Below are 12,800 nucleotides of genomic sequence, written 5' to 3'. Positions count from 1 at the left end.
AAGTATTATTGCTTTTCAAGATCAACTGAAGTTTACCGCTGAATGACATTTATATACATAAAAGATACATAAATATATTTTTGCGTGAGCAGTTACTTAACTGATTGCTGTCAAAATATATTTACTAATTAAATATAATTACTTAGAAAATTTACTTGCACAAAGAAAAATTAAAAAATTAAGCAAATTCATAGCGATTTTTACCGAGATGTTTGGCTCTGTACATAGCAGTATCGGCTTGTTTGATTAGAGTTTCATAATCATGAGTGTCAGTTGGGTAAACGCTAATGCCAATACTGGCTGATACTTTGGTGATATGACCGTCCAAGACAATTGGCTCAGTAATCGTTGCTAAAATTTTTTCAGCAACTTTAGTAGCTACTTCTACCCTGGGAATTGCCCGTAAAATCACAGTAAATTCATCACCGCCAAAACGGGAAACAGTATCACTACCGCGTAAACAGTTGTTTAACCTTTGCCCCACTGTAATTAATAAGCGATCGCCAATCTCGTGTCCGAGAGTATCGTTGACTTGCTTAAAACCATCCAAATCAATAAATAACAGTCCAAGTAATAAATTATGATTTTTTGCCCACTCAATCGATTCACGCAGTTGTTCGGCAAAAAACTTACGATTTGGTAAACCTGTCAAAGCATCGTGATATGCCAAATAACGCAAACGATCTTCTTGTAGTTTTAATTCGTTATTGGAGCGAAATAACTCAGCAGCGGTACGTTTGAGTTCTTCTTCTCGCAACTTACGTTTAGTAATATCGCGAATTACACCGACTAAAAATAAATTACCTGCCCCATCCTTGTGGAGCGATCGCTTAGTTGAGATCAGATAAGTTCTACCACTAGCATCAGTAAGTTCTTCTTCATGCTCCTGAGCTTGCTGAGACTTAAACACTAACTCATCTTGCCACCGAAATACATCAGCCTCATGTTTAGGGAAAAAATCATAGTCTGATTTTTCCAGCAACATCTGTTTAGGGTAACCAATTAATTGACAATAAGCTTCATTTAAAACAATCAACTGATGTTTTTCATTTTTAACAAAAATTGGATCAGCAATTGTATTAATAACTTGATGTAAAAACTCTTTAGAGCGTTTCAACTCTTCCTGCATTTGAGCAACTTGCAAAGTAATAGCAATAGCTGAACCACTCAAACTCAGCAATGCAGGTACAAGCGGTATCCACCAACTAAATAAAAAAGCCACGTAGGCACTGCCTACCAACACGTAACAAAACAGCACAATCCCGAAGATGCTTCTGCCAAAACGCCGTACTCGCCAACTTGTAGCAGCACCCATATAAGCCCAACTAAAAACCCACAACCACTCTACAGGCTCAGGCCAAACTTTTATTAACGGTCTTCCTTCTAAAGCCGCACGAATTAACTCACTGATAAAATAACCTTGTAGTTCTATGCCTGAGATCGGCTTTACCGTACCTACCAAACGGTTAGAGTAGGGAATTAAGACAAAATCCTGGAGACTGGGTGCGGTAGAACCAATCAGAACAATGCGATCGCGAATCCATTCTTCTGGTACTTCGTTAGCTAATACAGCCTGCATAGATACTTTGCGAAAACCGCAAATTTCTAGTAATGGATTTCTGCAAGCTAATTTGGGGAAATTGGACAAAATTTGATAGCCCCTGTTATCTGCATTCACATAAGCTCCATCATTTGGTTGAAAGCGATGAAACACTGCTTTGCCCAACTGCAAGTACTTAGAATTGCCTGCTGCTTTTTTAGGTTCAATGCCTTCTGGCTGCAAATATAGCTTTGCTAGCTTGAGAGCAAAACTTTCGCGTGCTTGATTCTCAATGTGCCAATACAACAAGCTACGACGTACTTTGCCATCAGTATCAAGTAGTACGTTGTTAAAACCTACTTGATTAAGCCGACTAAGTTCTAATGGAGGCGACACATTCACATTTTTTGTATTCGACAGTAATTCAATGCCAATTAAGTTCGGCATCGATCTATAAGCTGCCACCAAATTCTCATGTCCAGGCTCTACTTTTAAATCCCTATAAATATTTAAACCAATAGCACGTGGACTATAAGCGTTTAATTTTTGTAAAACATCGGCAATGATGCCATCTGGAATAGGCCAAGAACCTGATTGGCGTAAAAAAGCTTCATCAATTGCTACAATGACAATCCGTTCTTCTGGCGTTTCAGTTGGACGCAATTGAAAGGATTGATCTAAAACTGCCCACTCTAAAGATTGTAAAAATCCCAAAGAACGTAATATTAGCACGCAAATTGCAATGCTGGAGGCAGTTATACATTCCCTGTGTGGGGAACGTAGGTATTGTTTGAGCGTCAACAATAACTTCATCAGACGCTTGTCTAGATGTTTAATCATCTCTAGTACCTGTCCTGAAAATACTGCCTCCTAAACGCTCTCCTCTCGGAGCTTATATGTACCACTTAACTCTCCACTGAAGATTCTTATTTTTTACTCACACGTATACTAAATTACCCATAAGTGAAAGACATATTTATAAAATGGGGGTTTTCGACTCATAAATCGCTTTTTAAGCTTATTTTTGTCATTTTTTAATCTCAAGACACTCAAAATCTGGCATAGTAATATTTTTATTCATTGCGCTCATTGGCATAAGTTATACCTAAACTTATTTAGATGAGAGATAACAAAAGAGTACTAATAGAAACATCAAATCGGCAAGTCAAAATGGCAAACCAGAACTATGAATTTCTGTTGCACTTGTTGAGCAACTATTTCTTAGCCTAAAAACACTAACTGTCAAGAGATTGGAGATGCAAACTCTAAAAAAGTGAGTGCTTTGAAAGCATCAATTTAATGAGTTATGGATGTGATAAGAACTTAAGTATAAATACTAAAGTTTAAATCTGATAAACTTGTAAAAAAACTTACTATTATCACTAAATCTTGTCTAGTAAGAAGCAAAAAAAGTCAACCAGTTATACGCTATGTAAATGTATAACTGGTCGAATCTTAAGAGTAAAATTATACAAGTAATCTCTAATTTGTTTAACGACGCAAAGTATACCTGAAGTTACTAGGCCCTGTATAACCAGAAATTTTCGCTAACTCCTCTAAGCTTAATACTCCTGCATGAGTTTTACCGTTGATGATCCAAGTGGGATAACTCTGAATCCCAGCTGCTTTACATTCATCTTTTTGAAGATTGGGATGATCAGCAGGAGCGCAATCTATAGAATTGAGTTTGCTGTAAGCCTCTTTACCAAAAAGTAGTTTTTGTTCGTGACAATGAGGACACCACCACGCGATATATTCCTTTGCACCTATTTTCGAGAGATGACTTGCTAAAGCGATTTCTGCTTCACCAGAAGTGGTGGTAACTTCCCAACCAACTCCTGGTTTAGCTTGTTTGGTTGGTTTGAAGGTGACTTCTGTTGTTTGACCGGGTCTTTCGTTAAGAATCACATCAGTGCTACTTTGACCGACATTAGCATAAACACCCAACGTGCCAATCAAAGTCACCATGCCCACAATCACGGCAGTAAAAAAGATTTGCCCTAAGTCCTCCCAAGTACGACCAATAATAGTTAGTACCAACATACTTAGGGAGAAAATTGCTGAACCAAGACAGTAAATACAGAGTGCTTGAATTTTGAAAAATAACAGGTACATCAAGTAACCACTGAAAACCGACATGGCGATCGCACCTGCTAGTAGCAGTAACCAAGTCAAATTTTCTACCTTGATACGAGTATCTTTCTGTTTAATGGGATCAACAGCCAAAGGAGCCAAAGCAAAAATCACCATACTGGTATAAGCCAAAAACCCGAATAAGGCTAAAGGCAGCCCAAAAACAGTAGCATATTCGCTTTGCAGTACAAGATCGCAACTTTGGGTAGGACACGCAGCAGAGTTTTGAGTAAACTTTACTACTGTCAAATAAGCTGTTGTTAAAGCACCACAAACAGCGATCGCAGCAATTAACAAACGCGATCGGCGATGAATCCAAGGAATAGAACGGCGGCGACTCATAGGCAAGAATCGGTAAATTAGTGATTGCTGATTGCTAATGGCTAACGCAATTAGTAATTAGCCATTAGCCAGTTTTATGATTGTATGCTCATAGAAGAAATAGATTTGCTATCACCTTTGGAGTTCCAACTACGGTGTGCAGCATCCACAAATTGACTAACGCGAATCGGATCAATCGGTTGCTCGCGACGACCTTGTCGTTTCAAGGAACTAGACACGATCGCCCCATCTGCTGCCTGCATTAATGTAGCAATATTTTCCCAAGAAGCTCCACTACCAATAAATACGGGCGTACCTGCTGCTGCTTGTGAAGCCAATTCTAAATCTTCCAGATTTGGTGGACTGCCAGTAGCCCATCCAGACAAAATCACAGCGTCTGCTAAACCACGCTCAATAGTATCTTGTACGGCGACAGTTAGATTTGGGGAACTCAAAGGGCGGGCGTGCTTGACCAAAACATCAGCGAAAATTTTGATATCACTACCCAACTCCCGTCGATAGCGTAGCAGGTGATGGGCTTCGCCTTCAATTAAACCCTGATCGGTTGCCATTGCACCAGTAAGCACGTTGACGCGGATGAATTGTGCTTTCACACAACTGGCTATTGCCATTGCACTTTTGGCATCGTTACGTAAAACATTAATTCCAATCGGCAACGTCACCAAATTTTGTATGCGCTGCACCACCACAGTCATTGCACTCACAACAGCAGGATCAACTTGGTTCTTCGGAAACGGTGCATCGAAAAAATTTTCCACTATGATGCCGTTAACTCCTCCACTAGCCAAAGCTGTTGCTTCCTGCTCGGCACGATCAATCACTACTTTGAGGCTACCTCCCCAACGGGGTGAGGTTGGTAGCGGTAGTAAATGAACTACACCAATAATCGGTTTTTGGGTGTTAAATAGCTGATATAAGTCCACGTCTTTAAATAAAGCTACACAAAGTCCACAGCCAATCGTCAATAATCAATCGTCATTCGTCAAAAAATTTTGGATTTTAGATTTTAGATTTTAGATTGACCCCGATCATAAGGGTACGGGCTTGGGGATTTTAAATTTTGGATTTTTTCCGCCCACTAGGGACGGGGCATGAACCAAAAAAATCTAAAATCGGCTTTTCTTCAATCTAAAGTTGGTACAGTCAATGGTTAAAATCCTATAGACTATGACCTTTGGAATATTAATTTTGGACTTTGGACTCTTGACTTTTGACTAACTCTTCAAATTTGTTTTGTATTTGGTTGGTTTACTGCTTCCCCCTTGGGATGGAAATTGGCGTCAAACCTTCCATAAGATATGTTAAGATAAAAACTGGCTACAAGAGGAGTTTGCAACTCACAAGACGCACACGACGCCAAGCAGTGAGGTGGTCGCGTTTTTGGTGGTTTCCATTGATGGTTAACCCCCAAATCCAAGGCGCTTCCTACAAGGTGGCTGTTTCACGTTGAACAGGCAACTAGCCTTTCATCACCTAGCTGTCATCATTTAGTCAGACGAGGTTCTGAATAAAATGGTAGCATTACCGCCATACAAGGCGTGGTTTTGTGCGTATTTTCCTAATATGGCAGCGACTTCTCACCACACACCCTGTAGGGTAAAGTGGCTCCCTTTAGGGTAGAGTAGATTCACGACGCACGCGCCACGGTAATGTAAAATACCATAAGGCGATTTGCTTAACAAAACTTATAACTGTCTATTTTGCCTGAAGGTCGTATGTTTTTCCCTTGGAAAACAGAATTGTAGACATATCATAGCACGATCCTTATTGATCCTTTATATTCATTGGGATTAGACATTCCAGTGAGTGCTTATGACTTTTGCGGGCATTGTTGAAGAGGCCTGTTTCTTCAATTTTAAAGATGTCCGGAATTGGAATTTGGAGTTTGAGCGTTGGACGAAACAACAAAACTGAAAAAATTTTTTATAGTATGGGTGACAAACCAACGATTGCAATTTCTCACCTGGGTTGCGAAAAGAATCGAATTGATACAGAGCATATGCTTGGACTGCTGGTAGAAGCAGGCTATGGCGTAGATAATAATGAAGAGTTAGCAGATTACGTTATTGTCAATACTTGTAGTTTTATTGCAGCAGCTCGTCAAGAATCTGTCAGAATTTTGGTGGAACTGGCAGAAGCAAATAAAAAAATCGTCATTACCGGCTGTATGGCGCAGCATTTCCAGGAGCAGTTGTTGGAGGAGTTACCCGAAGCTGTGGCTGTGGTAGGGACAGGTGACTACCACAAAATAGTAGATGTAATTGAGCGGGCAGAACAAGGTGAACGCGTTAAACAGATTAGCGCCGAGCCAACTTACATAGGTGACGAAAATACACCGCGTTATCGTACTACAACCGAAGGCGTAGCCTATTTGAGGGTAGCCGAAGGATGTGATTATCGTTGTGCGTTTTGTATCATCCCGTATCTGCGGGGAAATCAGCGATCGCGGACGGTAGAATCGATTGTTGGCGAAGCACAACAGCTTGCGGATCAAGGAGTGCAGGAAATCATTTTGATTTCCCAAATCACGACTAATTATGGTCTAGATATCTACGGGAAGCCTAAATTAGGCGAATTGCTCCGCGTTTTGGGCAAAGTAGATGTACCGTGGATTCGGATGCACTACGCCTATCCTACAGGCCTAACTCCAGATGTAATTGCGGCAATTCAAGAAACGCCCAATGTTCTACCATATCTGGATCTGCCATTGCAACATTCCCACCCTGAGATTCTCCGGGCAATGAATCGTCCTTGGCAAGGGCAGGTGAACGATGCGATTATTGAACGCATCAAGAAAGCACTACCACAAGCAGTGCTACGGACTACTTTTATTGTCGGTTTTCCTGGTGAAACAGAGGCGCATTTTGAGCATCTATTGCAGTTCGTAGAGCGCCATAAATTCGATCACGTTGGTGTTTTTGCGTTTTCAGCAGAGGAAGGAACACCAGCTTACAACTTACCCAATCAGTTGCCGCAAGAATTAAAGGATGAGCGGCGAGACGTATTGATGGAATTACAACAGCCAATTTCTTATCAGAAAAATCAGCAGGAAGTTGGCAAAGTAGTTGATGTATTAATCGAGCAAGAACATCCTCAAACAGGGGAATTAGTCGGTCGTTCTGCCAGATTTGCTCCAGAAGTGGATGGGCAAGTTTACGTTCAAGGAACTGCAAGATTGGGAACAATTGTACCAGTAACTATCAAAGAAGCTGATACATACGACTTGTATGGAATTGCTAGTAGTTAGTATTTATTAGCTGGTTATCTACCACTAACTACTATCCACTATAAGGGCGGGTTTCATTGATTATTTTTCAGTTAAAACCGACAATTTCTCTTTAAATCCGCCCCTACTAACTGATAAAAATTCAATCTAAAACATAGGAGAGTTGATGACCCTTTTATTTCAAGAACTAGGCATTTCACCAGAGCTCATTGAGCAACTAGAAAAACTTGGTTTTACCGCACCAACAAATATTCAAGCACAAGCGATTCCACAACTTTTAGCTGGTCGCGATGTAGTAGGTCAATCCCAAACTGGTACAGGTAAAACAGCAGCTTTTTCTCTGCCAATTTTGGAGCGGCTGGATGTTAGTCAAAAGGCGGTACAAGCCTTAATTTTGACTCCAACTCGTGAGTTGGCAATTCAAGTCCAAAATGCTGTCTGTGAGTTTATTAGTAACCAAGGACTGCGTGTTTTAGCAATTTATGGTGGTCAATCAATTGACCGTCAAATTTTACAACTAAAACGTGGCGTTCACATTGTTGTGGGTACGCCAGGACGGGTGATTGATTTGCTAGAGCGGGGCAGCCTGAAATTAGATCGAGTGAAATGGTTTGTGTTAGATGAAGCCGATGAAATGTTAAGCATGGGCTTTATTGATGATGTTGAGAAAATTCTGTCTCAGGCTCCACGAGAGCGGCAGACAGCTTTATTTTCAGCGACGATGCCACCGTCAATTAGACAGTTGGTTAATAAGTTTCTCAACGATCCTGTAACAGTTACTGTTGAACAACCAAAAGCGGCTCCCAACAAAATTAATCAAGTAGCTTACGTAGTGCCACGCCAATGGTCAAAAGTCAAAGCTTTGCAGCCAATCTTGGAAATGGAAGATCCAGAGTCAGCTCTCATCTTTGTTCGCACCAGACGCACTGCGGCTGAACTGACTAACCAATTGCAAGCTGCTGGACATAGTGTTGATGAATATCACGGCGATTTGTCACAACAGGCACGGGAACGGTTATTGACACGGTTCCGCAATCGTCAAGTGCGTTGGGTAGTAGCTACTGATATTGCTGCACGGGGTTTAGATGTTGACCAATTATCACACGTGATCAACTTTGATTTACCTGATAGTGTAGAAACTTACGTCCACCGTATCGGTCGTACAGGACGTGCAGGAAAAGAAGGTACAGCAATTACTCTAGTACAGCCATTTGAGCGGCGCAAACAGCAATTGTTTGAACGTCACGTGCGTCAGAATTGGCAAGTGTTGTCAATTCCGACACGGGCGCAAATAGAAGCACGGCAGTTAGAAAAACTGCAAGTTCAAGTGCAAGAAGCTTTGGCTGGTGAACGGATGGCTTCATTTTTGACCATTGTTAGTCAATTGAGTGAGCAATATGATGCTCATGCGATCGCCGCAGCAGCATTACAAATTGCTTACGATCAAACTCGCCCTGCTTGGCTACAATCAGAAGCTGATTTTCTAGAAGAGGAAATCAACCATTCATCCAAACCTAAATTGCGGCATGGGCGTCGCGAAGGAAACGGCGACAATCGCTCTCGTCGTTCCTCTTGGAGTTCTTCAGACACACGTGCAAACGATGTAGACAAACACGGTACTCCCAAGCCTAAATTACGGACGGCACGGCGTGAACATTCAATCACTCCGAAGAAGTTAGGTTCTCCTACAGCTAGCGAATCAGCCTCGTAATTATTTTGTCGTTAGTCAATAGTCCATAGCCAAAACTTAATTATTGGTGAAAAAACACTAGACTGTTGACTATAGACTTTGGATGGTTGTTGTATGTAGCGACTTGACCTTATTACTTCAGCCAAGGACGACTAAGTTTTTCTAGCTGGGTGATTTCATCATCAGTTAATTGCCAACCCAGCGCGCCAGCGTTATCTCGTACTTGCTGGGCTGTTTTTGCTCCAGCAATAGGAATAACGTTGCCTTGGGCAATTAGCCAATTCAAAGCTACTTGGGCAGGAGTACGTTTGTGTTTTTCCCCTAACTGACGTAGCAAAGATATTACTGGTTCTATTTTTTGCAAGCCCTCTTGATTAAATCTTGGATCTATTTTTCTGGCACCACTAGGAGTTTCGCTGCTATTAGGAGTGTATTTGCCAGTAAGTAGTCCTTGAGCCAAAGGGCTGTACGCCAAAATTGTTATGCCCAATTCACGGACAGTGTCGAGAATGCCGTTAGTTTCGATTTGGCGAGTCAGTAAAGAATAGCGCACTTGATTAACAGCTAAGGGTATACCACGACGAGCTAAAATTTGGTGTGCTTCTCGTATTTGCTGTGCTGAGTAATTACTTACACCCACTGTCTCAATTCTGCCCTGTTCCACTTCATCTGCTAGGGCATTCATTAGGGTTTCTTGGCTCATGAAAAAGGTAAAAGGCCAATGTACTTGGTACAAGGCTACTTTTTGAACCTGCAAGCGCTTGAGGCTCTCTGTTAAGGCATCGGCAACAGATTGATTTGTTATCCGCCAAGGAAAAGGGCCATATTTGGTAGCAATCTGCATCTTCTGTTCGGTTTTTTGCATGAATTGCCCCAGCAATTGTTCAGAGACTCCAAATCCATATACCTCAGCAGTATCAAAAAACGTGATGCCAGCTTCAATAGCTGCATCAAAAGCAGCTTGCAACTCTTGTGGGCCATAATCATTGCCATAATTCCAAAATAGCTTATCGCCCCAAGCCCAAGTACCAATACACAAGGGTTTCACAACTGGCCCGTTTTGTCCTAATGTGATATTTTCCACTTTCAAGAAATATTTGTTTACATTTGTTTACTTTCTTAGTTTAACTTCACATAATAGATTGCGATCGCTAGAAGGCAGAGGGTAGAAGGAAGAGGAGTGGGAGAGGGGGAGAGAGGGAGAGTAGGAGAAATATCCTCTCCGCGTCACTGCGTCCCCTTATCTCCGTGTCCCCCTATCCCCTGTTCCCTATCTCCTCACTAACAGTTATCTTGATAATTGTGAAGTAATTTTGCTGTTTTGGTTGAGAGCGGCTATGGAAACTAGCGATGTGTCACCCAATTCTGAATCAAACCAGTCTGTACCTGACTCATCTATTCCCAAGGTTAAGCTGCCCGTGATGTTTCGTCTGGGCTTATTTCAAATGGCATTAGGCATAATGTCAATTCTGACATTGGGAGTGCTGAATCGAGTCATGATTGAAGAATTGCAAGTACCAGCCTTGATTGCTGCTGGCACGATCGCAATGTATCAATTCGTGGCTCCGGTACGAGTCTGGTTTGGGCAAATGTCAGACTCTAAAACTTTGTTGGGTTATCACCGTACTGGCTATGTTTGGGTGGGTGCGGCTTTATTTGCGATCGTTTCTTTCTTTGCCGTTCAAGTAGTTTGGCAACTTGGTTTTAGCTTACGCTCAGGAAATTGGACAACTCAAACTTCAGGGTGGGTGGCGCTTTTAGCTTTGATGTTTGCCCTCTACGGCATTGCTATTAGTGCCAGTTCTACACCTTTTGCGGCATTGCTTGTTGACGTTTCTGATGAAGATAATCGCTCAAAATTAGTGGGAATTGTTTGGTCGATGCTGATGGTAGGAATTATCATCGGAGCGATAATAAGTAGCGGTTTACTCAAGCAAATTGCCTTGGATGCTCCTTTAGAGCAAGTGCAAGCCCAAATCAACCGCTTGTTTTTGATTGTTCCAGCGATCGCTTTTGGATTGTGCTTACTATCAACAGTCGGTGTGGAAAAGAAATATTCCCGCTATGGTATACGCTCCACAGTGATTGACCGAGAAGATAAGATTACTTTGGGCATGGCAATGCGGGTGTTAACTGCTAGCCGCCAGACAGGGATATTTTTCACTTTTTTGCTGATTATGAGTATCAGCTTGTTTATGCAAGATGCAATTTTAGAACCCTATGGCGGCGAAGTCTTTAAAATGACGATCGCTCAAACCACAACTCTCAATGCTTTTTTTGGTGTAGGTACACTGCTTGGCTTGAGTTTGACAGGTTTTTTGATTGCCCCACGTTTGGGAAAGAAAAATACAACTAAGCTGGGATGCATTGGCGTAGCAGTTTGTTTATTCATAATTATTTTGGCAGGGACAACTGCTAATCCCAAATTCTTGCAATGGAGTTTAATCTTGTTTGGTTTTGCTTCTGGTGTTACCACAACCGGAGCGCTCAGTTTGATGCTGGATCTGACGGCTGCGGAAACCGCCGGGACATTTATTGGTGCTTGGGGATTGGCGCAGGCGCTAGCACGGGCGCTGGCAACGGTATCTGGTGGTGCAGTCTTAAATGTGGGTAAAACCATACTAGAAACACCAGTATTAGCCTATGGGTTAGTGTTTGCGACACAGGCTGTGGGTATGCTGATAGCGTTGGGGCTATTAGCACGCGTTAACATCACAGAATTTCAGCAGAATGCCAAAGCTGCGATCGCATCTATTTTGGAAAGCGAATTAGATTGATATTATTTAGGGGGCTAGAAATATTGGATGTGAAATAAATCTAAAATTCCTCTAATGCCTAGTCCCTAGTCCCCAGTCCCTAGTCCCTAGTCCCTACTCCTTACATGACAGAATTTTGGACTACAATTTTGGAATTTGCCCAATCCACTACCGCTAGAGTGGGTAAGCAGTTAATGCAAGATTTTGGGCAAGTGCAGGCTTTACAGAAAGCTGATGGTACTTTGGTAACACGTGCCGATCAATGGGCGGATCAAGAACTGCGGGATGCGATCGCTTCTACTTTTCCCGGTTACGGTATTTTGAGTGAAGAGGGTGACAAGGTTTTTCCTGGTACAGAATGGTGCTGGGTAATTGATCCTTTAGATGGCACTACCAACTTTACACGCGGCATTCCCATTTGGGCGATTTCTTTGGGTTTGCTGTATCAAGGAGTGCCAATATTTGGTTATGTTTACTTACCACCAACAGACGAAGCTTTTTATGGCTTCTGGGAAGGTTCATCGGGTTTAGCAGTACCCACAGGTGCTTTTCGCAATCACCATTCCATCTACACTAGTAGTGATGCTCCTAGCAATAACCACTTTTTTAACCTCTGTTCTCGCAGCCTCTCGGTGATCCAAAAAGGTTTTCCCTGCAAAATTAGAATGTTGGGTGTTGCTAGCTATAACTTTCTAACAGTGGGTACGGGGGCGGTATTGGGCAGTGTAGAAGCGACACCAAAAGTTTGGGATATGGCGGGTGCTTGGGTAATAGCTCAGGCTGCTGGCGGAACCTGGGTATCGCTCAAGTCAGAACCGTTTCCATTATTATCAGGAGTTGATTATAGCGATCGCTCTTTTCCTACTTTAGTTGTCAGTCGTCCAGATTTGGTGTCTGTGTTTATGCCGTTTTTGGATGAATTGAAAGGTTAATGGTTAATAGTTAATGGTTAATAGCTAATGGCTAATAGATTTTAGTGGTTTTTAATCTCTAATAGGAATTAGTTCCTTCTCGCCAAAATTACCTATTTCTTTGTGTCCTTTGTGTTCTTTGTGGTTTGTTAAAAAAACTCTCCCAGTTCGATTAGGTATTCTTCAAGCGGGAAAGAAGTAA

At 41.9% G+C, this 12,800-nt stretch carries 8 protein-coding genes; 4 read left to right on the top strand and 4 right to left on the bottom strand.

Annotation, left to right across the window (positions count from 1 at the left end):
• Positions 1-178: 178 nt before the first annotated feature.
• The 3 genes from U2718_RS09790 to btpA form a co-directional block, all read right to left on the bottom strand.
• Entirely contained in the window at positions 179-2,380 is a 2,202-nt protein-coding gene (locus U2718_RS09790; protein ID WP_341998208.1) for a CHASE2 domain-containing protein, read from the bottom strand.
• 651 nt (positions 2,381-3,031) lie between these two features.
• Positions 3,032-4,015, bottom strand: coding sequence for a vitamin K epoxide reductase family protein (locus tag U2718_RS09785; protein WP_341998206.1), 984 nt, complete (start codon positions 4,013-4,015; stop codon positions 3,032-3,034).
• Between the two features lie 74 nt (positions 4,016-4,089).
• The gene (btpA, locus tag U2718_RS09780; RefSeq protein ID WP_341998251.1) at positions 4,090-4,938 is read right to left on the bottom strand and encodes a photosystem I biogenesis protein BtpA; all 849 of its coding nucleotides are present in this window, start codon (positions 4,936-4,938) and stop codon (positions 4,090-4,092) included.
• A gap of 1,007 nt (positions 4,939-5,945) precedes the next feature.
• Between btpA and rimO the strand changes: the two genes are divergently transcribed.
• Together rimO and U2718_RS09770 are read left to right on the top strand one after the other, a co-directional pair.
• Complete coding sequence (gene rimO / locus U2718_RS09775; RefSeq protein ID WP_341998250.1) at positions 5,946-7,262, top strand: 30S ribosomal protein S12 methylthiotransferase RimO; 1,317 nt, start codon at positions 5,946-5,948, stop codon at positions 7,260-7,262.
• Positions 7,263-7,407: 145 nt separating this feature from the next.
• Positions 7,408-8,952 (top strand): DEAD/DEAH box helicase, encoded by a 1,545-nt coding sequence (locus tag U2718_RS09770; RefSeq protein ID WP_341998202.1) that lies wholly within the window; start codon positions 7,408-7,410, stop codon positions 8,950-8,952.
• A 112-nt stretch (positions 8,953-9,064) separates the two neighbouring features.
• Here the strand turns inward: U2718_RS09770 and U2718_RS09765 are convergent, their stop codons facing one another.
• Positions 9,065-10,015, bottom strand: a complete 951-nt coding sequence (locus U2718_RS09765) for an aldo/keto reductase (protein WP_341998200.1) — start codon at positions 10,013-10,015, stop codon at positions 9,065-9,067.
• 253 nt (positions 10,016-10,268) lie between these two features.
• Between U2718_RS09765 and U2718_RS09760 the strand changes: the two genes are divergently transcribed.
• Both U2718_RS09760 and U2718_RS09755 read left to right on the top strand, forming a co-directional pair.
• A complete protein-coding gene (locus U2718_RS09760) occupies positions 10,269-11,708 on the top strand; it encodes a BCD family MFS transporter (protein ID WP_341998198.1) in 1,440 nt (479 codons plus the stop codon).
• Positions 11,709-11,812: 104 nt separating this feature from the next.
• Positions 11,813-12,619 carry an inositol monophosphatase family protein gene (locus tag U2718_RS09755; RefSeq protein ID WP_341998197.1) on the top strand — a complete coding sequence of 269 codons (807 nt, stop codon included), beginning with the start codon at positions 11,813-11,815 and terminating at the stop codon, positions 12,617-12,619.
• The last annotated feature ends 181 nt before the right edge of the window (positions 12,620-12,800 follow it).

Origin of the sequence: Chlorogloeopsis sp. ULAP02, from assembly GCF_038404745.2 — a bacterium.
Classification (GTDB): domain Bacteria; phylum Cyanobacteriota; class Cyanobacteriia; order Cyanobacteriales; family Nostocaceae; genus Chlorogloeopsis.
Note: the sequence above shows the minus strand (reverse complement) of the source record. Positions and strands in the feature narration are given on the sequence as shown.